Raw genomic sequence first — 19,605 nt, 5'->3', positions numbered from 1 at the left:
GGTATCACGCGGCCCGCGAGCGGGCATCGTCGGCCGCGCAGGCCGCCGCATTGTCGTCAAAAGCCTCGCACATCCGCATCGCGACCAGCAGATTTTCCGGCGTCAGCACCTCCGCGGTCGGTCCCCAGGCCACGGGGCCGCGCGCCAGCACCAGGGTTTCGGCGAAGTGGGTTCGCACCATCTCCATGTCGTGCAGCGCGGCGAGCACGGTGCGGCCCTCGCTATGCCAGTGCTTCACCAGCGCGAGCAGGTCGGCCGTGGTCTTGCTGTCGATAGCGTTGAAGGGCTCGTCGAGCACGATCAGGCGCGCATCCTGGAGCAGCACGCGCGCGAACAGAACGCGCTGCATCTGCCCGCCCGAGAGCGTGCCGATGGGACGATTCTCGAAACCGTTGAGACCGACGGAGGCGATCGCGCGAAGGATCTTTTCGCGCGCAGTCTTGCCGATGCCGCCGAACAGGCCTGTTCCTCGCCACAACCCGGTGCCGACGAAATCGAATACCGAGATCGGGAAGCTGCGATCGATCTCCGCGCTCTGCGGCAGATAGGCGATGTCGCGGCTATCGAGCCCGCCGAGATCGATGTTGCCGTCGAACGGCCGAAGGATGCCGACGATGCCGCGCAGCAGCGTCGACTTGCCGGCGCCATTGGGACCGATCACGGCGACCAGCGCGCCGGGCGCGATCTCGCCGTTGAGATGGTGCACGGCCGGATGGCGGTCATAGCCGAGCGTGACGTTGTGAAAGCGTAGCGCTGCCATGGTCACCTCATCGCGAGCCAGACGATGCCCCAGAGCACGGCGCAGACGGCGACTGCCGCCGCGAGGCGGCCGGCCATGGTCATGCGCAGGATCGACCAGGGCGCGTCCTGGGCCGGGTGCGGAGAGGCCGCGTCGTGGACATGGGCGTGGGTGTGGTCGTGCCCGTGCGAATGCCCGTGGTCATGGGAATGGTCACGAGCATGGTCGTGATGATGGGCGGAGGACGCGACGGGAACCATGCCAAAGACGTTATATTATAACATTATGCTTGTCCACGGCCGGCCCACGAGATGGCAGACATGTGCGCACCGCGCAGGGCTGGCCCGGTGAATTCCGTAAAACAAAAAGGCGGCCGCGTGAGCGGCCGCCAACTTTTTCTGTCATTCCGGGGCGGCACGCCAGCGCCGAGCCCGGAATCCATCGGGCGTCAACCCGAGCGGATAAATGGATTCCGGGCTCGCACTTCACGCGCCCGGAATGACTCCAATGCTTACGCCTTGTCGAACAGGGACTCGACGTATTCCCAGTTCACGAGGTTCTCGACGAACGCCTTGAGATAGTCGGGACGGCGGTTGCGATAGTCGATGTAGTAGGAGTGCTCCCAGACGTCGCAGCCGAGGATCGGGGTGGCGCCATGCACCAGCGGATTCTCGCCGTTCGGGGTCTTGGAGATCTCGAGCTTGCCGTTCTTGACCTGGAGCCAGCACCAGCCGGAGCCGAACTGGCCGACGCCGGCCGCCTGGAAGTCGGTCTTGAATTTCTCGAAGCCGCCGAGGTCCTCGTTGATCTTCTTCTCAAGCTTGCCCGGCAGCTTGGTGCCGCCGCCATTGGGTTTCATCCAGCTCCAGAAGTGGATGTGGTTGTAGTGCTGGCCGGCGTTGTTGAACACCGCGGGGTTCTTGCCGAACGAGCCCTTGACGATCTCTTCAAGGGATTTGCCTTCCCATTCGGTGCCCTTGAGCGCGTTGTTGCCGTTGGTGACGTAGGCCTGATGATGCTTGTCGTGGTGGAATTCCAGCGTCTCCTTCGACATGAACTGGCCGAGGGCGTCATAGGCGTAAGGGAGTGGGGGCAGCGTGAATGTCATGGGTTCTTGTCCGCAACTGGTGGGGAACGGTTCTAACGGTCACCCCTTATAGAAGGTTCCTGCGCCGTTAAATACCGCCAATTTGCGAAAAGGCGTGATTGCGACGGCATGGCTTGATTGCACAACTTCAAGTCCTCGAAAAATATCATTGCCTTTGAAGCGCTTATGGCAGAACGAATGCGCCACGGAGCGGAGCTGCTGAAGCCATGAGCATCGAAATCGACATTCTGAACGGCGACGCCTCGTGGCCGATCGCACAACCGCTGCTCAGCGCTGTCTGGGGACGCGACGCCGCCGAGAAGCCGTCCTGGAGCCACGTCAAATGGGCCCATGCCGATCTGCGCGTGCTGATCGAGACGCCTGCGGACGGCCTCGTCTGCCATGTCGGCGTCTATTTCCGCACCATCACCTGGAATGGACAGAAGGCGCATGTCGGCGGCATCGGCGGCGTCTGTACGCGTGAGGATCGCAGGGGCCACGGCTATGCCACCATGGCGATCGACGCCGCGGTGCATACCATGCGCGCCAACGAGGCGGTTCGCTTCGCGATCCTGTTCTGCGAGCCGCACAATGTCTCGTTCTACGAGGCCCGCAAATGGCGCGCCTTCACCGGCGACATCTATTGCGAACAGCCGGAGGGCCGCGTCCGCTTCACGCATATGGCGCCCTATGTATTCGACATCGTCCGGGCGCCGACGCTCGGCACCATCGACCTCTGCGGCCTGCCATGGTGAAACATTCACTGGGGCAAATGAGCGCAGGAATGTGATTCCATCAGGCGTTGCACGATTCTGATTTGCTGCTATGGAGACGCCTCCACTCCGAGGCCCTTCCATGTCCCGCAGATTCGCCGTCCTCTCCGTCCTCCTGGCTGCGCTGTCCGGCGCGACCGCCGCGCATGCGCAGAGTGCTGACGCGAGCGGGACCTGGCTGACCCAGGCTGGCGATGCCCGCGTGAAGATCAGCAAATGCGGCGGCGGCATTTGCGGCGTCGTCGTTTGGCTGCGGGAGCCCTACGATACCGCGACCGGCCAGCCCGCGACCGACAGCAAGAATCCCAATCCCGCGCTCGCCAAGCGCCCGGTGATCGGACTGCCGCTGTTCTCCGGCATGCAGCCGTCGGGCCCGAACAAATGGTCTGGCCAGATCTACAATGCCGACGACGGCAGCACCTATGCGAGCAGTGTCACCGTGACAGGCGCGGAAGCGTTGCGGGTCGAAGGCTGCGTCGGCGCGCTCTGCGGCGGCGAGACATGGACGAGGGCGGGACGCTAGCCAGTTCTCGTGTCCCGGACGCGCTGCGGCACGCAGTGACGCTCCGCAGAGCCGGGACCCGGACTGCGATGGGCGCCGGCTCAGCAGCGCATCATTTCATGCTGCGCTGCATCCGGGGCAAGAGAGTCCGTCACACCGCCATCGCCTTTAGCGCCGTCGCCGCCGAGGCGTAGCCGCCCCGCGCACCGTCGATGAAGTGCACGTGGTCACTGCGCAGCGCCGAGGGCGTGAAGCAGGTCATCATCGCGGCATCCTGCTGATAAAGCCCGTAGCGCACGACGCCATCGCGCGCAGCGGTCGCGAGACGATCGCTCAAGGCGCGCTCGAGCTCTACCGTGCAGTCGAGGATCATGCGCAGGCCGTCGTCATATTTGCGGAAGTCGGAATTCTCGACCACCTGGCGCTTGTAGACCTTCGGCAGGAAGCCGCCGACCTTGATGTCGAAGCGCATCAGGACATAGGCGAAAAACGTATAGGCGAGCAGGCCGGCGCGGCGCTTGAGCAACGACCCGCCACGGATCGCCCGCGCCTCGTAGTCCAGGCCCTGCGGCGGCCATTTCAGCGGCGGCCCCTGCGGTGGCACGGGACGGCCGGACTCCGGACTGCGCTCGACGAGATGGATGATGTCCTCGATCACCTTGCGAAAGGGCTGCGGGTCGGCGCCGCCTGCCGGCATCACCAGCACCGACAGGATCAGCCCGCGCGACGCCGGCATCACCTCGAAGCGGCAGGACAGGCCGGAGAGATCGGGCTGCGTGCCCGGCGGTGCCTCAGCGACGGCGAACTCGCCGCGCTTCATCGCGGCGTCGGCCCAGGCGAGCCCGCCGCCGGAGAACATCGCATAGGACAGATTGGCCGACGGACCGAAGCGCGCGACGCGCACGTCCCGACCCTGCGCCCTTATGGCGCTCACCGGCACCAGCGCGACGCGCATCTCGAGATCGAGGTCTTCCCGCACCCAGGTCGCTGTCGCAGCCAAAGCTTCGCGCGCCGCATCGAGATCGGCCGGCGCGACGGCAAAACTGGCGCCGTCGCCGCCGAACACGAAGGGAAATTCACGTCCCTCCAGCGCATTCGTCACCGCCGCGATCACGGCGGCCCCGGCCATGTTCACCGCCTTGTAGCGCTGCGCCGCAATCGCCTTGGTGGAATCGACGATGTCGGCGACGCCGACGCTCCAGTCCTCCGGCAGCGGCGAATAGAGTTTTGGCTCCATCAGGCTGGTGAAGCCGCGGAAGACAGGGATGCTGCCGTAAAAGGAAGCGGCACTCATTGCAGAAGCCGGTCGGGTTTCAGGTGAGACGAGATACGTGGCGGGACCGATTTGGGTTCGCCGGGCCGGCTCCCCCAAAAAGGTGGCGCATCATTGGCCGAAACAGGTTGGACAACAAGATGCCTGCTCGCGCCGGCAAGCACAATCAACTGCAATGGCCGACGCGACGCCGGGCCGGCTTCGCGTTCGTTGGGAATAGGCGATATAGGCTAGTGCAGCTTTTCACTCTCGCGCTTACGCAAGGCTTCGAGAGAGGCGTCATGACAGCCGATCAGCCGCACGAATTGCTGCGGATACATTTCGTGGCCGTGGCTGCCGGAATTTTGATGCGACATCGGCAGGCAGCGGGCATCGTCCAGTTTCGCGGGCGATGGCTCCACGGCCGTCCGGCCGTGACTCGCAACGGTGATGTTTGGCGTGGCCATATTTTGAGAGGCCATGGACTGCTCCTTGTTGTTTAGGGCAGTTCGATTGACGTAACCCAATCGACGACAAAGCATCTTACGACCAAACCCGGCTCAATGTCATTGCACCTGATCAATCCCGATTGCGGCGGCTGAGTTCCGTCTTAGGCCGTATTCCCGGCGTCGATCGTGAACACCGTGCCGGTGACGTTGCGGCCGCCCTCGCCGAGCAGATATTCCACCATGCACGCGACGTCGTCGGTCTCCGGCAGGCGCCGCAGCGCGCTGCGGCCGGCGATGCGCTTGCGAGCGTCGTCGGAGAGATGATGCGTCAGCTCGGTGTCGACGAAGCCGGGCGCGATCGCATTCACGGTGATGCCGAGCATGCCGACCTCGCGCGCGAGCGAGCGGGTGAAGCCGGTGGCGGCGGCCTTGGTCGCACCGTAGACCGAGAGGCCGTTATAGCCGGTGGTCGCGATGATCGAGGAGATGTTGATGATGCGGCCGGCGCCATCCGCCATCATCTGGCGCGCGACATATTTGGTGAGGATGATCGGCGACAGCACGTTGAGCTGCACCAGCGCCTCGATCTCGGAATTGTGCATGGTGGCGAGCAGGCCCTCGGTGCCGAGGCCGGCATTGTTGACGAGGCCATAGATCGGGCCGAACTCGTCGCGTACGAGCTTTGCAAAAGCGGGAATCGCGTCGATCACGGCAAGGTCGCAGGCGCGGAAATGCAGACGGCCCTCGGACCCGGCGACCGCGGCCTTGAGCTCATCGCTCTCGCGCCGCGCCGCCGCGATCACGTTGTAGCCGGCGCTGACCAGACGCCTGCCGATCACAAGGCCAATGCCGCGGCTGCCGCCGGTGACGAGAACATTATGCATCGTTGCGCGCCAGTTTTCCGGCCGGGGTGACGTCGAGCGCCTCGACGAAGCGGATCACCGCCGGCACCTTGTGGGACGCCAGCTGCGCGCGGCACTGATCCAGGATCTGGTCGTGAATTTCCTTCGCGCGCGCCTGGTCGGTGCCGTCGGCAAGGATCACGTCGGCGACGACGATGCCGCCCGTGATCGGGCTGCGCCGCGATTTCGCCCGCGACATCCGCACGTCGGGATGACGGTTGATCGCCGCCTCGATCTCTTCCGGGTGAACTTTCAGCCCGCCGATATTGATGATGCCGCCGCGGCGGCCGACGAAATAGTAACGGTCGCCGCGCAGTTCGACGATATCGCCACTGTCGACAAAACCGTCGCCGTCGGTGAGCGCAGCCGCGTTGCGGCCGATATAAGCGTGCGCCGTCCGCGTCGAGCGGATGCGCAGGGAGCCATCGACGACCTTCATCTCGACGCCGTTACGGTTGCCGAGATAGTTCGCCGGAAAACCTTCGAGCCCGTCATTGACGGCGAAGCCGACGCCGGCCTCGGTCGAGGCATAGGCATGGCCGACAGAAGAGTTGGGGAATGCCGCCTTGAGGCCGTCGAGCACGGCTTGGTCGGCAATCTCGCCGGAGAGGCGGACATAGCCGGGCGCGAACCGCGCGGCCGAGCCGCTCATCAGGAGCTTGCGCCAGTGCGAGGGCGTGCCGGAGATGTGGGAGACCCCGCGCGCGTTCAGCCGCGCCACGTGATCGGCGAGCGCCTCGTGCGGGTCCGACAGCACCATCGAGCCACCGGAGAGGACGGCGCGGAGGAAGATCTGCAGGCCGCCATAGCGGCGAATGTCGTAGAACGTGGCCCAGACCGGCGCCGGGCCCTTGGCGGGACCTTCGGCGACGATGGCGCCGGTGAGCGCTTCCAGCGTATGGCCCACGATTTTCGGCACGCCTGATGTGCCCGAGGTCAGCATCAACCATTCGGTCGCGCGCTCGGTCTGCGCAGGCGCCGTGGCTTGAAGCGGCAATTGTGCCGGAACGACCAGCGACACGCCGGTCGCGGCCCAGCGATCCGGCTCGTCGGTGACGACGGCGTCGATCCCGGCATCGGCGATCAGCGCGTCGAGATGCGCAGGATTGAGATCCGGCGGGCACAGCAACATGCGACGGGCGATACCGTCGAGCTCGATCATGGCGAGGCCCGACCGGAGCTGGTCCGACAGTTTTAGCAAGGCAGCACGGCCGGACAGCTCGCGCAGGCGGCCGCCGAGGACGGTCTGCGACAGGATATTAGTCAGCGACACGACATCGTGCGCATCCGACAGCGTGCGGCCGGTCAGCTCCGCGCCGAGATAGTCGCGGAGCGCAAAAATCTCACGCGGGGACATTTTCGTAGGCCCGCACGAAATCACCCACGGTGGCAGGAAACGCGGCGTCCTCGGAAATGGTGAAGGGGTCGACGCCGGTCTCGTCCTCGAGACGCGCGACCAGGATTGCGAAAGCGAGCGAGTCAAAGCCCGTCTCGTGCAACGACAGATCGTCCGAGAGGGCGGGAAGCGTGACGTGCTGCTCTTTGGCGATCTGCTGGATCGCTTCAATGACCTTGGACCGTACCGACATGGCTGGCTCGCCTCTTACCTAGTTTATCGATCGTATGTCTTGCGGCGGCTCTTGATGACCGCCTCCTATGGCCGCTTGTTTACCCGACAGAAGTAAATGGCCTCTTGGACAATTCAGATAAAATTGGACCTATCTCCGGATTTTGCTGCGCTACAGCCTGATCATGCCGTCGATAATCTGCGCAAACGCCCCGGAATCGAGCGCGACATAGGCGCCGGATTTCGGCTCGAGCATGAAGATCGGGTCTTTTATTGCGCCCGGGTCAAAGCCCTCACGCGCGAGCTCGGCCTTCTTCTGCTTGAATGTCTCGGTCGCATCGAGCTCGCGCGAGATGCGGATGAAGACGGAACGGGCGTAGACCGGCAGGCGCTGCGCGAGATGCGCGGGCAACGCTTCGATATCAAATCCCTCGTTCACGACGATCGCGCTCATGCCGGCGCGGCCGTCGGCGCCGGGAATGCCAACGCCATAGGTGGTGGCATCGACCACGCCGATGAAATCGCGCACGGCGTCATTGACCTCGGAGGTCGCGACGTTCTCGCCCTTCCAGCGGAAAGTATCGCCGATGCGATCGACGAAATGGAAGAAGCCCTTGCCGTCGAGCCGCATCAGATCGCCGGTGCGGAACCAGGCATCGCCCTTGGCAAAGACGTCGCGAAGGATTTTCTTCTCGGTCTCACCCGCGTCGGTATAGCCCTCGAAGCGGCCACCGCCCTCGTCTGCCTTGCCGATGCGGCCGATGGCCTCGCCCGCCTCACCGCGCGCGCAGGCAATGCAAAAGCCCTCGTCATTGCGCAGCGGCGCGCCGGTGTCGGGGTCGAGCTTGACGAGGCCCGCGGGAAAGCGATGCGCCAGCAGCGGCGGGATGCGGCCGATGGCGCCTGGCTGGCCCTCCACGTTGAACAGCGAGAAATTACCTTCGGTCGCGGCATAGAATTCAAGAATGCGGGGAATGGCGAAGCGGCTCTGGAAATCCTCCCAGATATCGCCGCGCAGGCCATTGCCGCAGACGAGCCGCAGACGGTGCCGGTTTTCGTATTCCGACGGCGGCGCCTTGAGCAGATAGCGGCAGAGCTCGCCGATATATTGAAACAGCGTGCAGTCGTGCCGCACGATGTCGGGCCAAAAATTCGAGGCTGAAAACTTCTCCGCGATCACCACCGAGCCGCCGGCGGCGAGCATGCTGCACGGCGCGACGATGCCGCCGACCGAGTGGAACAGCGGCAGGCAATCATAGAGCCGATCCTGCGGCGTCGCCCCCGTGAGGCCGGCGAACCAAAAGCCCCAATTGAGGATGCGGCGATGGCTGATGCTGGCGGCCTTCGGCAGGCCGGTGGTACCGGAGGTGTAAATCAGCAGCGCGCGGTCATCGATGGTGACGCCGCCGTGCTCTTCCGGCGACAGCGCCCCGTCATCGAGCCCGGCAAGTGAAACATCGATCGCACGCTCGCTGCGGGCATCGCCATGGGTCCATATCTTGGCGTCGGTCTTCAGATGCGGCGTTGCGCTCTCCAGCGTCTCCGAGAGCTCATGCGCGACGATGATATGCGAGGGTTTTGCGACATCGACGCAATGCGCGAGAGATTGCCCGACCAGCCTGGTATTGATCAGTGCCACCACGCCGCCAACGCGGCTGATGCCGAGCCAGGCCGCGACATAATCGACGCCATTCGGCATGACCAGGCCGACAGTATCCCCCTTGGCGACGCCGACCGAGAGTGCCCAGCGCGCATAGCGGTTAATGCGCTTCGACAGGCCGTCATAGTCGAGGCTTACGTCGTCCGTGACCAGCGCGACGCGGTCGGGCTGGCGACGTGCCCAATCGTCGACGACGTCGGCGAAGAGGCGGCCCGGCAGCGTCTCGATTCGCGCAGTCAGCTCGATCGCCTTCAGCCAGATCTTTGAAGCCGAGGGCGCGCGCGCGGCTTTCGTTTGCTCGATGACACCGGTGGTCATGCCGTTCATTCTTTCGGGCGGTATCTGCTTGTTCCCGGTAGCTTAGCTCGCGCGCCCTGCCCAGGTGTTAAGCGACAAGGTAAAACTCGGTTAGCTCTCGATTAACTGCGATCATCCTTTACCAAGCCGACGGGAACGTCGTGCGGCCTGGCGCGATTCTTGCGATAGCAAATCCAGTCATTCGAGCGCGCCGCGCGCGCCCTCTCGCCCGCGAGAGATGAACTGGAGGCCACGATGATCACCAAGCGACATTTCCTTCAGACCGCCGCCTGTGCCGCGGCCACGCTCATCGCTCCGCGCGCGTTCGCGATCGGCAACCCGTCTTATCCGTCGCGCAGCGTGAAATGGGTGGTGCCCTATGCACCGGGCGGAGCCACCGACGTGCTGTCACGTCTGATCTGCCAACGGCTGTCCGACCGGCTCGGCCAGACCTTCGTGGTCGAGAACAAGCCCGGCGCCGGCAGCAACATCGGCACGCAGGCGGTGATCACCTCCGCGCCGGACGGATACACGTTGCTGCTGACCTCGACTGCGAATGCGATCAACGCCTCGTTCGATCCGTCGCTGCCCTATGACTTTGCCAAGGGCATCGCGCCGGTCGCCGGGGTCGCGCGGATTCCGCTGGTGCTGGTCGTCAACTACGATTTGCCGGTGAAGAGCGTCGCCGACTTCATCGCCTACGCCAAGGCCAATCCCGGCAAGATGTCGATCGCCTCCTCCGGCATCGGCACCTCGCTGCATCTCTCCGGCGAGCTGTTCAAGTCGATGACCGGCGTGCAGTTCACCCACGTGCCCTATCGCGGGTCGGCACCGGGCCTGACCGACGTGATGAGCGGCCAGATCCAGGGCATGTTCGACAACGTCACCTCGTCCTTCGAGCTGGCACGCGCCGGCAAGCTTCGCGCGCTCGGCGTCACCACGCGCGAGCGCTCGGAGATCCTGCCTGATGTGCCGCCGATCGCGGATACGTTGCCCGGCTACGAGACATCTTCATTCTACGGCGTCGGCGCGCCCTACGACACGCCGCGCGAGATCGTCGACCTGCTCAATCGCGAGGTCGATTCGGCTTTGTCCGACGCCGAGATCAAGGCCCGCATCGCCGAACTCGGCGCGATCCCGCTACACGGCAATGCAAGTGAGTTCGGCGGCATGCTCACCGCCGAGAGCGACCGCTGGCGCAAGGTCGTGGAGCTGTCGGGGATCAAGAAAGAATAGCTTTCGGCTTCTGCGCGCCAAGCAACCGGATCGTCATCCCGGACGACCGCATCACAGTCCGTCAATGCACCTTCTTGTGATGCTTGCGTGGCGGCGGCGACGGCTCATCGAAAGCGTAGTAGGGATTGATGTCACAGCTGGCCGCGAGGCCCGATGCCGTGGCGCGGCACTGCGGCAGCGAAGTGAAGCTGCAGTCGAAATAGCTGCCGCCGCCACCGCCGAAGCCACCGCCGCCGCCCGTGTAGACGTGCATGCACACCGGGTAGTGCGGATCATAGGTCTGAGCGCCGGCATCTGCCGCCACGAACAGCGTGGCAATGGCGGTAAGGGTCAGGAGAGGCAGGCGCATCGGACATTTCCTCAAGTTAATGGTGTCGGCGGATCTGATGCCGACGGCCTCCTATGGCATAACACCACGCCGTAGGCGACTGTCCCTGGGCACAATGACGGCAAGGTGAGCGCGCCGTGGCGCTACCCACCCAACCCTTGCAGCACCAGCCGGTTCAGCCTCGCGGCAAACGCCGCCGGATCTTCCGGCAGCTCGCCATCCAAAATCTGCGCCTGTTCGAGCAGGAGCAGGCTGAGATCGTCGACCGTCTTCGAGCCGGCCTCGGCCCTGGTGATCGCCGTGACCATCGGGTGGCGCAAATTAATTTCAAGGATCGGCTTGGTGCGCATACCGCGGTTTTGCTGCGCCAGGATGCGCTCGAGCTCGCGGCTCGGACCCTGGCTGTCGGCGACGAGGCAGGAGGCGGAGCTGGTGAGGCGGGTCGAGGCCTTGACGTCGCTGACGCGCTCGCCCAGCGCCGCCTTGATCACCGCGATGGTGGCGGCCTCGTCTGCCTCGGGCTCGTCCTTCTTCGCCTCGTCCTTCTCGTCGACGCGTGGGATCAGGTCGAGATTGAGATCGCCCTGGCTCAGCGACTTCAGCGGCTTGCCTTCGAACTCCGTCTGCATCGAGGTCCAGAAGGCATCGACCGGATCGGACAGCAGCAGCACCTCGATGCCGCGCGCGGTCGCAGCTTCCAGCCGCGGACTGGACTTCAACCGTTCGATGCTGTCGCCGACGAGATAATAGATCTCGGTCTGGTTCGGCTTGAAATCGGCGACGACATCCTTGAGCGCGCGCTTCTCACCGGTCGTGGTGGTGAAACGCGACAGCGCAAGCAGCTTCTCGCGGCGCTCGAAATCCTCGTAGATGCCCTCTTTCAGCACCGCACCGAAGGCGTCCCAGATCTTTGTAAAATTCTCCGCATCCTTCTCGGCGAGGCTTTCGAGCTCGTTGACGACGCGGGTCGCCACCGCTTTGCGGATCTGCACCAGCTGCGGGTTGTTCTGGAGCATCTCGCGCGAGATGTTGAGCGGGAGATCCTCGCTGTCGACGACGCCGCGGATGAAGCGGAGGTAGCCCGGCAAGAGATCCGCATCGTCGGTGATGAAGACGCGGCGGACATAGAGCTTGACGCGGCCCTTGCGGTTCGGCTCGAACAGGTCGAACGGCTTTGTCGACGGCGCGAACAGCAGCACGGCGTAGGAATAGCGGCCCTCGGCGCGATAATGCAGCGTCATCGCGGGATCGTCGAAGGCGGACGCGATCTGCTGATAGGCCTTCTTGTAGTCCTCCGTCGAAAGCTCGGATTTCGAGCGCTGCCACAGCGCGCTCGCCGAGTTGATCTGGCGCGGCTCGCCTTCTTCCGGCACCAGCTCGATGGGGAAGAGAATGTTGTCGGAATAGGCACCGACGATCCGCTCGATCTCGAACGCTTCGAGATATTTCCTGGCATCATCCTTCAGGTGCAGGACGATCTCGGTACCGCGCGCCACACGGGCCGCCTCCTCGTCGCTGGCACGCGCGATCTCGAAGCCGGAGCCGCCTGATGACGTCCAGGTCCAGACGTCGCTCTCGCCGGCGCGGCGGCTGACGACGACGATCTTATCGGCAACCATGAAGGCGGAATAGAAGCCGACGCCGAACTGGCCGATCAGGCCGAGGCCGTCCTTGGCCTCCTTCAGCTTCGATACGAAGGCCTTGGTGCCCGAACGGGCGATGGTGCCGAGATGGTCGATCAGCTCCTGACGCTCCATGCCGATGCCGTTGTCGGCGATCGTCAGCGTTCCCCCGGTCTTGTTCGGGATGATCCGGATCTTGAGCGCGTCACCCTCGCCCAGCAGGGCCGGATTGGCGATGGCCTCATAGCGCAACTTGTCGCAGGCATCGGAGGCGTTGGAGACCAGCTCGCGCAGGAAGATGTCGGTCTCCGAATAGACGGAGTGCACCATCAGATGGAGCAGCTCGGAAACCTCGGCCTGGAAGGGCTGCGTATGCGTAGCCGTATCGGACGTCGTCATGCATTTACCCGGTCAATCGGAAGGGGAGAAAGCCGGGATATAACGCGATGGGATAGGGGATCAAGTGGACACGTAAAATCGCCCTCCCGGCGGGAGGGCGATTTTGCAGAAGGGGCGAGGGAGATCAGGTCACGCAGCGGCCCGGCTGCAGCAGCTTCGCGACCTCGGTCAGGGAGCTCACCATCGGCTCGCAGGCGATTGTCGGCTTGCGGCCCGGCTTCAGCAGCGTGGGGGCCGGCTTGGCGTTGCCGGTCTCGATGACCGCGGGGAGCCGGAGCAGCACGGATGTATCGGCCAGATCGTTCAGCCGCATCGAGACGGTGCGGGTGGGAACCGCCGCCGGCTTCAGCTCAGTCAGTCGATCAGACTTACTGGTGCGATTGACGTTGTGACTTGCGACATTGCTACCTGGGGCTTGGCCCGGTAGGTCCGCGAGCGCCTGCCAGCGATCGGCCAGATCGTGGCCGGAGGCCAGTTGCACGGCGCCGACCTGAACGACGCCAAGCGTCGCGGCGATGGCAACGGCACCAAAAAATACCTTTTGAATCTGTGACATGGCTGGTCCCTCGCCCCATGGCGATCGCGGGAACAACGCGAGGAGAGGACCGGAGTTTCCCAAACGTTAAGATCACTTAACCGTGTGCGAAAAAGGCACCCCTTCAGAAAATTTTGCAACCGCCTGGAACGACTCGCGCGCCTGGGAGTCGTCTCAACAGCCGGCTATTCCCCCCTGCCCCATAAGCCGGCGACGTAGGGCGCGACTGTGGTGATGCCAGTCGCGCCTTACTTTTGTCTGGCGCTCATTTCGGCTTCCCCGCTAGCCAGTCCCGCCCCTCGCCGTGGAGCTTCTCGACCTCGGGGCCGATCAGGCCGGGCATGTCGCGCTTGACCGTGTAGCCGATCAGCTCCTGCATGTAGGCGAGATGGCGGTAGCCCTCGGGTAGCGCGGCCAGCGCCTGCTGATCGAGGTGAAGCGTCGCGGCGGGATCGACGGGATCGATCCGGTCCTTCTCGTAGATCGGCTGGCGGCGGACGATGCCCCATTTGCCTTGCCGCTTCTCCAGGAAATCGTAGAAGCGTCCGGTGCAGACGACGTCGCAGAGCACGTCGTGCACCAGCGCCCGCTGCGAGATCGTCATCTTGGTTTGCGCGATGGCCCGATCGCCCGCGAGATCGATGCTGGTGCCGCCGAGGAAATGCAGGATGCGCACGCCCTTGGCAAAGCCCTCTTGGCTGACGCGCATGAAATCCCGCGCCGGCCCCTGAAACCAGGTCGCGGACATCCAGCCTTCGTCGTGCCAGACGGTCGCAAAGCGCTCCCAATCACCGGCGTCGCGCCACACCGCCCAATTCTCGACGAGGTCGCGGATAGCGAGGCGGTCGAGGAGTTGCTGGTCCATGGGCACGTCTCCAGTTCGGGGCGATGCCCGAGGTATGAGCAACGAACGCGACGCCCGTCAAGCGCACATGAAAAATCCGGCGTGCCTCGCAGCACGCCGGATTAAATCATTTCGCTTGGCGTCAGGTCGTCAGAGCCTTACGCCGCGGGCGCCTTTGGCGTGCGGTTGCGCGAGTTGCGCTGGAAGAACAGCGCCTGGCTCGCCACCGCCGACACCATGGCGGGCTGGAACGGCTTTGAGATCAGGAAGGCCGGCTCCGGACGCTCGCCGGTGAGAAAGCGCTCCGGATAGGCGGTGATGAACACCACCGGCACCTCGAAGGTGCGGAGCAGCTCGTTGACGGCGTCCAGGCCCGACGAGCCGTCGGCGAGCTGGATGTCGGCGAGGATGAGGCCCGGCCGCCTGTTCTTGGCCAGCGCCACCGCATCGGCATGGGTCCGCGCGACACCAACGACATTGTGGCCGAGATTCTTCACCAGGCTCTCGAGGTCCATGGCGATGAAGGTCTCGTCCTCGATGATGAGGACGTCGGTCGCGATCTCGGCGGCCATCTCGCGGCCGGCGGCATCGGCGAGCCGGCGCGTCTCGGCGACATCGGTCGCGAGTATATAGGCGACCTCCTCTTCCGAAAATCCTTCGAGCGAGAGCAGCAGGAAGGCCTGCCGCGGCAGCGGGGTGATATTGGACAGCCGCCGCTCCGGCGGCATCGGCAGCGTCGCCACCTCAGAATCGTCATTGACCGAGACCGAATTCCAGATCTGGGTGAACAGCCGGAACAGGCCGGCACGCGGCCCGTGGCTCTCGTCGAGCACCGACGGATCCCCCAGCATGGCTTCCAACATGGCTGCGACATAGGCGTCACCGGAGGCCTGGCTGCCCGTCAGGGCGCGTGCGTACCGGCGCAACAACGGCAAGTGCTCAGCAACAAGCTGCGAACGGGACATCCCCACTCCATTCATTTCGGACCAACTGCAAAAAATAAGGAACCGCGAGGGGAGGCCCGGGGTTCCCCTTCTGGGGCTGACTACGCGTCAGGATAAGAAAAGTTCCCTTGGGCTTGGGAACTTTTTGTCGAACCTGGAATTGAACTCATCCAGGGAACGGCTCCCGGGTTGAGAAAACTTCTCGATTTTGCAGTCACTTAACTCGGGGAAACGTGGAACAGGTCATGAAAGATCTCAAGTCTCAAGCCAGCAAAAGCACGACCCCCGGCAAGGGAGGCCTAACTCCGGAGATCCAATCCCGGATCGGCCATCAACTGCGCGCCATGTACGACGACGTCGTGCGGCAAGGGGTTCCGGATCGGTTCGCGGAGCTCATTAAAAAGCTTGATGCGCCGGGAGGTGTACCTCAGAACGAGAACGGGGCTGGGGGCTCCAACGACAACAATGGGAGGGATTAATGCCTCTCACGAACTCCCTGCGTGACGACATCCTCGCGGCCGTGCCGAGCCTTCGCGCGTTCGCGATCTCGCTCAGCGGCAACGCGGACCGCGCCGACGATCTGGTTCAGGAGACGCTGTTGCGCGCACTCGCCAACATCGACTCGTTCCAGCCCGGCTCGAACCTGCCGGCGTGGCTGTTCACGATCCTGCGCAACCTGTTTCGCTCTGACTACCGCAAGCGGCGGCGCGAGGTCGAGGACGCCGAGGGCAACTATGCCAAGACGCTGAAGACGCAGCCCTCGCAGAACGCCCACCTCGAGTTCGAGGAGTTTCGTGGTGCGCTCGAGAAGCTGCCGCAGGACCAGCGTGAAGCGCTCATCCTGGTCGGCGCCTCCGGCTTCTCCTATGAGGACGCGGCCTCGATCTGCGGCTGTGCGGTCGGCACGATCAAAAGCCGCGTCAACCGCGCGCGCTCGAAGCTCGCAGCGCTGCTCTATGTCGACGGCGCCGAGGACTTCGGGCCCGACGAGACCGTGCGTGCCGTGATCGGCGGCAGCGGGGGATAACGTGTCAATCGACTAGGGCGAGAGCTGCGAAGGCGGCCAACTGCGCGCCGTCCTTGCATGCGTGTGGTCAGCTTATTTCCGCTCGGTCACTTCTCGACGAACGTCACGGTGTCGGCGACGGTTGCGCGCGAGGTGCGGTAGCTGTTGACCTTGTGCGCATGGTCGGCATAGCCGAACGAGATGCCGCAGACGACGAGGCGGTCGCTGGCCAAGTTGAAGTGACGGCGGATCAGGCCGGAATGGCGCGCAAGTGCGGCCTGCGGAATCGTGCCGAGCCCCAGCGCCTGGGCCGCGAGCATGAAATTCGAGACGTAAGCACCGCAATCGATTGCGCCGTAGATGCCGAGCGGCTCGTTGGTGTGAATAATCGCGACATGCGGCGCACCGAAGAAGTTGTAATTCTCCAGTGCCTGCCTAGCGTAGCCGCTTCTGTCGCCACGTGGGATTCCGAGCGTGTTGTAGAGCTGAAAGCCGCTCTCACGGCGGCGTTCGAGATAGACGCCGACATATTCGCGCGGCGGCGTGAAATCATAATCGTCGCCGAGGCCGCCTGACGCTTCCTTGTAAATCAGCTGGCGAAAACGTTCCTTGGCCTCGCCGCTGGCGATGATGATCTGCCAGGGCTGGCTGTTGCACCAGGATGCGGTGCGCTGCGCCGTGGTCAGCACATGCTCGATGGTCGCGCGATCGACTTCCTTGGGCAAGAAGGCGCGAACGGAGTAGCGCTCGTTGAGGAGCTCTTCGAGCACGCCGATGCGGTCTTCATTGGAGTGGCGGGCGTTGGGCACTTTGGCGTCCATGGCTTGACTCGCTTTCGTGCCCCGGACGCGACGCAGCACGAAGTGATGCGGCGCAGAGCCGGGGCCCATTGTGGCATTCTGGTCCCGGCTCTGCGAAGCAGCGCTACGCGCCGCATCGCGTCCGGGACAAGGGAAATCACCGCCCCTTGGTCGGGATCTTGTTATACGGCACGTCCTTGTCGACCCGGATGTCGCCGGGCAATCCCAGCACCCGCTCGGCGATGATGTTGCGCAAGATCTCGTCGGTGCCGCCGGCGATGCGCATCGAGGGCGAGGACAGCAGCATCTGCTGGAACTGGCCGTGCACCGTCTCCTCGTCGCTGCCTGTGAGAACGCCGGCTGCGCCCTGGAGGTCCATCGCATAGGTTGCGATGTCCTGGAGCATCATGCCCGACACAAGCTTGCCGATCGAATTCTCCGGTCCCGGCCGCTCGCCTTTCGACAGCGCCGAGATCGCGCGGTAACTGGTGTACTTCAACCCGCTCGACTTCACGGCCCAGCTCGCAAGCTTGGAGCGCACGGCGGGATCGTCGATGGCGAGCCCGTCCTCCAGCATCAGGTTCGAGCAGAACTCGAACAATTCAGGGACGCCGGTCGCAAGCCGCGCGCCGATCGACATACGCTCGTTCATCAGCGTGGTCAGCGACACGCTCCAGCCCTCGCCGACCGCGCCGAGCCGCTGGCTATCGGGAATCACGACATCGGTGAAATAGACCTCGTTGAACTCCTGCATGCCATTGGCCTGCTTGATCGGCCGCACCTCGACGCCCGGGCTCTTCATGTCCAGGAAGAACATGGTGAGGCCCTTGTGCTTGGGCACATTCGGATCGGTGCGCGCGATCAGAAGACCGAAGTCGGAATAGTGCGCGCCCGAGGTCCAGATCTTCTGGCCGTTGACGATCCAATTGTCGCCCTTCTTCTCCGCGCGCGTGCGCAGGCCCGCAACGTCGGAGCCGGCCGACGGCTCAGAGAACAGCTGGCACCAGATCTCCTCGCCCGAGGCGAGCTTCGGCAGATAACGGCGCTTGGCATCTTCGCTGCCCCAGGCCATCACGGTCGGGCCGCACATGCCCTCGCCGATCTGGAATGGCTGCGTCAGCTTGCCGTAGACGCCCTCCTCCTGCTGCCAGATCACGCGCTCGATCGGCGTGGCGCCGCGGCCGCCATATTCCTTCGGCCAGTGCAGGCAGGCCCAGCCACCCTCCGCCTTTTTCTTCTGCCAGGCCTTGCCGACCTCGACCATGTCGCGCTTCGCAAGCCTGATGCGGCCGAGCGAGGACTTTGACAGCTCCTGCTCGAACTCTTTCGGTGCATTGGCGGCGACCCATTTGCGCGCGGTCTCGCGAAATGCGGCTTCCTGCGGCGTGTCGTCGAAATTCATGGCGGACCTCTAACCTCTTCCCTTCGTCGGGATCTTGTTGAACGGCACGTCCTTGTCGACACGGATATCGCCGGGCAGGCCCAAGACCCGCTCGGCAATGATGTTGCGCATGATCTCGTCGGTGCCGCCTTCCACGCGTGTACCCGGCGCACGCAGCAGCATCGCCTGGAAACGGCCGGCGACCTCGGCATCCTCGGCCCCGCTGACGACGCCAGCTGCGCCCTGCAAGTCCAGCGCGTAGGTCGCGACGTCCTGGATCATCGAGCCCGCTACCAGCTTGCCGATCGAGTTTTCCGGACCCGGTCGCTCGCCCTTCGACAACGCCGAGATCGCGCGCATGCTGGTGTAGCGCAGGCCACTCGCCTTCACCGCCCAGTTCGCGAGCCTCGAGCGCACCGCGCGATCCTCGATCGCAGGACCGTCGTCGAGCATCAAGCCCGCGCAATACTCGAACAGCTCGGGGAAGCCGGTCGACACGCCCGCGCCGATCGACATGCGCTCGTTCATCAGCGTCGTCAGCGAGACGTTCCAGCCGTCGCCGACCTCGCCGAGGCGCTGATGGTCGGGAATGCGAACATTGGTGAAATAGACCTCGTTGAAGTCTGAGGCGCCGCTCGCCTGCTTGATCGGCCGCACCTCGACACCTGGACTCTTCATGTCCAAAAAGAACATGGTGAGGCCCTTGTGCTTGGGCACATCAGGATCGGTGCGGGTGAGCAAGATGCCGTAATCGGAATAATGCGCACCCGACGTCCAGATCTTCTGGCCATTGATCACCCAATCGTCGCCATCCTTTTCCGCGCGGGTGCGGAGCCCCGCGACGTCCGAGCCGCCGGCGGGCTCGGAGAACAGCTGGCACCAGACCTTCTCGCCGGAGGCGAGCGGCGGCAGGTAGGTGCGCTTATGCTCCTCGCGCGCGAACGCCATCATGGTCGGTCCGCACATGCCGTGGCCGATGATGAACATGTGGGAGAGCTTGCCGAACGCGCCCTCCTCCTGCTGCCAGATCACGCGCTCGATCGGCGACGAGCCGCGGCCACCATACTCCTTCGGCCAGTGCAGGCAGGCCCAGCCGGCATCGGCCTTCTTCTTCTGCCAGGCCTTCGCCACTTCAAGAATGTTGGCATTCTTGAGCTGGGTGCGGCCGAGCGAGGATTTGCGCAGCTCCTCCTCGTACTGCTTGGGCGCGTTTGCACCGATCCAGGCGCGCGCGGTGGCGCGAAATTCGGCCTCTTGCGGGGTGTCATCGAAGTTCATGACG

At 64.2% G+C, this 19,605-nt stretch carries 22 protein-coding genes; 5 read left to right on the top strand and 17 right to left on the bottom strand.

Annotated features, from left to right (window positions below):
* Positions 1-4: 4 nt before the first annotated feature.
* From ACP2YP_RS05525 to ACP2YP_RS05515, 3 genes are all read right to left on the bottom strand, one after another.
* The gene (locus tag ACP2YP_RS05525; protein ID WP_426422830.1) at positions 5-760 is read right to left on the bottom strand and encodes a metal ABC transporter ATP-binding protein; all 756 of its coding nucleotides are present in this window, start codon (positions 758-760) and stop codon (positions 5-7) included.
* A gap of 2 nt (positions 761-762) precedes the next feature.
* Positions 763-999, bottom strand: a complete 237-nt coding sequence (locus ACP2YP_RS05520; RefSeq protein WP_426422829.1) for a hypothetical protein — start codon at positions 997-999, stop codon at positions 763-765.
* Between the two features lie 251 nt (positions 1,000-1,250).
* Positions 1,251-1,847 (bottom strand): superoxide dismutase, encoded by a 597-nt coding sequence (locus ACP2YP_RS05515; RefSeq protein WP_014491764.1) that lies wholly within the window; start codon positions 1,845-1,847, stop codon positions 1,251-1,253.
* A gap of 206 nt (positions 1,848-2,053) precedes the next feature.
* Here ACP2YP_RS05515 and ACP2YP_RS05510 point away from each other — a divergent pair, with 206 nt between their 5' ends.
* On the top strand, positions 2,054-2,581 hold the full coding sequence (locus ACP2YP_RS05510) for a GNAT family N-acetyltransferase (protein WP_426422828.1): 528 nt from the start codon (positions 2,054-2,056) through the stop codon (positions 2,579-2,581).
* 100 nt (positions 2,582-2,681) lie between these two features.
* Complete coding sequence (locus tag ACP2YP_RS05505; protein WP_426422826.1) at positions 2,682-3,122, top strand: DUF2147 domain-containing protein; 441 nt, start codon at positions 2,682-2,684, stop codon at positions 3,120-3,122.
* 130 nt (positions 3,123-3,252) lie between these two features.
* Here the strand turns inward: ACP2YP_RS05505 and ACP2YP_RS05500 are convergent, their stop codons facing one another.
* The 6 genes from ACP2YP_RS05500 to ACP2YP_RS05475 all read right to left on the bottom strand — a co-directional run bounded on the left by ACP2YP_RS05500 (position 3,253) and on the right by ACP2YP_RS05475 (position 9,258).
* Positions 3,253-4,395 (bottom strand): DUF3095 domain-containing protein, encoded by a 1,143-nt coding sequence (locus ACP2YP_RS05500; RefSeq protein ID WP_426422824.1) that lies wholly within the window; start codon positions 4,393-4,395, stop codon positions 3,253-3,255.
* Positions 4,396-4,604: 209 nt separating this feature from the next.
* Entirely contained in the window at positions 4,605-4,820 is a 216-nt protein-coding gene (locus ACP2YP_RS05495; protein ID WP_426426050.1) for a hypothetical protein, read from the bottom strand.
* Positions 4,821-4,963: 143 nt separating this feature from the next.
* Positions 4,964-5,686, bottom strand: coding sequence for an SDR family NAD(P)-dependent oxidoreductase (locus ACP2YP_RS05490; RefSeq protein ID WP_426422822.1), 723 nt, complete (start codon positions 5,684-5,686; stop codon positions 4,964-4,966).
* Entirely contained in the window at positions 5,679-7,061 is a 1,383-nt protein-coding gene (locus tag ACP2YP_RS05485) for a class I adenylate-forming enzyme family protein (protein ID WP_426422820.1), read from the bottom strand. Before ACP2YP_RS05485 ends, ACP2YP_RS05490 begins: the two co-directional genes overlap by 8 nt.
* Positions 7,048-7,293: an acyl carrier protein gene (locus tag ACP2YP_RS05480; RefSeq protein ID WP_015688794.1), complete on the bottom strand. Its 246-nt coding sequence runs from the start codon at positions 7,291-7,293 to the stop codon at positions 7,048-7,050. The genes ACP2YP_RS05485 and ACP2YP_RS05480 overlap by 14 nt, the downstream gene beginning before the upstream one ends.
* A gap of 150 nt (positions 7,294-7,443) precedes the next feature.
* Positions 7,444-9,258 carry a long-chain-acyl-CoA synthetase gene (locus ACP2YP_RS05475; RefSeq protein WP_426422819.1) on the bottom strand — a complete coding sequence of 605 codons (1,815 nt, stop codon included), beginning with the start codon at positions 9,256-9,258 and terminating at the stop codon, positions 7,444-7,446.
* Between the two features lie 225 nt (positions 9,259-9,483).
* Here ACP2YP_RS05475 and ACP2YP_RS05470 point away from each other — a divergent pair, with 225 nt between their 5' ends.
* Positions 9,484-10,464, top strand: a complete 981-nt coding sequence (locus ACP2YP_RS05470) for a Bug family tripartite tricarboxylate transporter substrate binding protein (RefSeq protein WP_426422818.1) — start codon at positions 9,484-9,486, stop codon at positions 10,462-10,464.
* A gap of 61 nt (positions 10,465-10,525) precedes the next feature.
* Here the strand turns inward: ACP2YP_RS05470 and ACP2YP_RS05465 are convergent, their stop codons facing one another.
* The 5 genes from ACP2YP_RS05465 to ACP2YP_RS05445 all read right to left on the bottom strand — a co-directional run bounded on the left by ACP2YP_RS05465 (position 10,526) and on the right by ACP2YP_RS05445 (position 15,157).
* Entirely contained in the window at positions 10,526-10,813 is a 288-nt protein-coding gene (locus tag ACP2YP_RS05465; RefSeq protein WP_426422816.1) for a DUF3551 domain-containing protein, read from the bottom strand.
* Positions 10,814-10,935: 122 nt separating this feature from the next.
* On the bottom strand, positions 10,936-12,813 hold the full coding sequence (htpG, locus tag ACP2YP_RS05460; RefSeq protein WP_426422814.1) for a molecular chaperone HtpG: 1,878 nt from the start codon (positions 12,811-12,813) through the stop codon (positions 10,936-10,938).
* A 124-nt stretch (positions 12,814-12,937) separates the two neighbouring features.
* Complete coding sequence (locus ACP2YP_RS05455; RefSeq protein ID WP_426422813.1) at positions 12,938-13,369, bottom strand: hypothetical protein; 432 nt, start codon at positions 13,367-13,369, stop codon at positions 12,938-12,940.
* Positions 13,370-13,613: 244 nt separating this feature from the next.
* A complete protein-coding gene (locus ACP2YP_RS05450; protein ID WP_426422812.1) occupies positions 13,614-14,213 on the bottom strand; it encodes a nuclear transport factor 2 family protein in 600 nt (199 codons plus the stop codon).
* A 137-nt stretch (positions 14,214-14,350) separates the two neighbouring features.
* On the bottom strand, positions 14,351-15,157 hold the full coding sequence (locus tag ACP2YP_RS05445) for a response regulator (protein ID WP_426422811.1): 807 nt from the start codon (positions 15,155-15,157) through the stop codon (positions 14,351-14,353).
* A 224-nt stretch (positions 15,158-15,381) separates the two neighbouring features.
* Between ACP2YP_RS05445 and ACP2YP_RS05440 the strand changes: the two genes are divergently transcribed.
* A complete protein-coding gene (locus ACP2YP_RS05440; RefSeq protein ID WP_426422809.1) occupies positions 15,382-15,615 on the top strand; it encodes a NepR family anti-sigma factor in 234 nt (77 codons plus the stop codon).
* The gene (locus tag ACP2YP_RS05435) at positions 15,615-16,163 is read left to right on the top strand and encodes a sigma-70 family RNA polymerase sigma factor (protein WP_084292346.1); all 549 of its coding nucleotides are present in this window, start codon (positions 15,615-15,617) and stop codon (positions 16,161-16,163) included. The genes ACP2YP_RS05440 and ACP2YP_RS05435 overlap by 1 nt, the downstream gene beginning before the upstream one ends.
* Before the next feature lie 86 nt (positions 16,164-16,249).
* Here ACP2YP_RS05435 and ACP2YP_RS05430 read toward each other — a convergent pair whose 3' ends face one another.
* The 3 genes from ACP2YP_RS05430 to ACP2YP_RS05420 form a co-directional block, all read right to left on the bottom strand.
* Complete coding sequence (locus ACP2YP_RS05430; protein ID WP_426422807.1) at positions 16,250-16,963, bottom strand: nitroreductase; 714 nt, start codon at positions 16,961-16,963, stop codon at positions 16,250-16,252.
* Positions 16,964-17,099: 136 nt separating this feature from the next.
* The gene (locus tag ACP2YP_RS05425) at positions 17,100-18,344 is read right to left on the bottom strand and encodes an acyl-CoA dehydrogenase (protein WP_426422806.1); all 1,245 of its coding nucleotides are present in this window, start codon (positions 18,342-18,344) and stop codon (positions 17,100-17,102) included.
* Positions 18,345-18,353: 9 nt separating this feature from the next.
* A complete protein-coding gene (locus ACP2YP_RS05420) occupies positions 18,354-19,601 on the bottom strand; it encodes an acyl-CoA dehydrogenase (protein ID WP_426422804.1) in 1,248 nt (415 codons plus the stop codon).
* Positions 19,602-19,605: the final 4 nt, after the last annotated feature.

The sequence above is a fragment of the Bradyrhizobium genosp. A genome, assembly GCF_049949275.1.
Classification (GTDB): Bacteria; Pseudomonadota; Alphaproteobacteria; order Rhizobiales; family Xanthobacteraceae; genus Bradyrhizobium.
This window is presented reverse-complemented; position numbering and strand designations above follow the sequence as displayed.

Coding starts and splice junctions, on each gene's coding strand:
- ACP2YP_RS05505 (WP_426422826.1), top strand. CDS start 2,682: ATGTCCCGCAGATTCGCCGTCCTCTCCGTCCTCCTGGCTGCGCTGTCC.
- ACP2YP_RS05470 (WP_426422818.1), top strand. CDS start 9,484: ATGATCACCAAGCGACATTTCCTTCAGACCGCCGCCTGTGCCGCGGCC.
- ACP2YP_RS05445 (WP_426422811.1), bottom strand. CDS start 15,157: ATGTCCCGTTCGCAGCTTGTTGCTGAGCACTTGCCGTTGTTGCGCCGG.
- htpG (WP_426422814.1), bottom strand. CDS start 12,813: ATGACGACGTCCGATACGGCTACGCATACGCAGCCCTTCCAGGCCGAG.
- ACP2YP_RS05485 (WP_426422820.1), bottom strand. CDS start 7,061: ATGTCCCCGCGTGAGATTTTTGCGCTCCGCGACTATCTCGGCGCGGAG.
- ACP2YP_RS05455 (WP_426422813.1), bottom strand. CDS start 13,369: ATGTCACAGATTCAAAAGGTATTTTTTGGTGCCGTTGCCATCGCCGCG.
- ACP2YP_RS05475 (WP_426422819.1), bottom strand. CDS start 9,258: ATGAACGGCATGACCACCGGTGTCATCGAGCAAACGAAAGCCGCGCGC.
- ACP2YP_RS05480 (WP_015688794.1), bottom strand. CDS start 7,293: ATGTCGGTACGGTCCAAGGTCATTGAAGCGATCCAGCAGATCGCCAAA.
- ACP2YP_RS05465 (WP_426422816.1), bottom strand. CDS start 10,813: ATGCGCCTGCCTCTCCTGACCCTTACCGCCATTGCCACGCTGTTCGTG.
- ACP2YP_RS05515 (WP_014491764.1), bottom strand. CDS start 1,847: ATGACATTCACGCTGCCCCCACTCCCTTACGCCTATGACGCCCTCGGC.
- ACP2YP_RS05420 (WP_426422804.1), bottom strand. CDS start 19,601: ATGAACTTCGATGACACCCCGCAAGAGGCCGAATTTCGCGCCACCGCG.
- ACP2YP_RS05510 (WP_426422828.1), top strand. CDS start 2,054: ATGAGCATCGAAATCGACATTCTGAACGGCGACGCCTCGTGGCCGATC.
- ACP2YP_RS05495 (WP_426426050.1), bottom strand. CDS start 4,820: ATGGCCACGCCAAACATCACCGTTGCGAGTCACGGCCGGACGGCCGTG.
- ACP2YP_RS05435 (WP_084292346.1), top strand. CDS start 15,615: ATGCCTCTCACGAACTCCCTGCGTGACGACATCCTCGCGGCCGTGCCG.
- ACP2YP_RS05440 (WP_426422809.1), top strand. CDS start 15,382: ATGAAAGATCTCAAGTCTCAAGCCAGCAAAAGCACGACCCCCGGCAAG.
- ACP2YP_RS05525 (WP_426422830.1), bottom strand. CDS start 760: ATGGCAGCGCTACGCTTTCACAACGTCACGCTCGGCTATGACCGCCAT.
- ACP2YP_RS05490 (WP_426422822.1), bottom strand. CDS start 5,686: ATGCATAATGTTCTCGTCACCGGCGGCAGCCGCGGCATTGGCCTTGTG.
- ACP2YP_RS05430 (WP_426422807.1), bottom strand. CDS start 16,963: ATGGACGCCAAAGTGCCCAACGCCCGCCACTCCAATGAAGACCGCATC.
- ACP2YP_RS05450 (WP_426422812.1), bottom strand. CDS start 14,213: ATGGACCAGCAACTCCTCGACCGCCTCGCTATCCGCGACCTCGTCGAG.
- ACP2YP_RS05425 (WP_426422806.1), bottom strand. CDS start 18,344: ATGAATTTCGACGACACGCCGCAGGAAGCCGCATTTCGCGAGACCGCG.
- ACP2YP_RS05520 (WP_426422829.1), bottom strand. CDS start 999: ATGGTTCCCGTCGCGTCCTCCGCCCATCATCACGACCATGCTCGTGAC.
- ACP2YP_RS05500 (WP_426422824.1), bottom strand. CDS start 4,395: ATGAGTGCCGCTTCCTTTTACGGCAGCATCCCTGTCTTCCGCGGCTTC.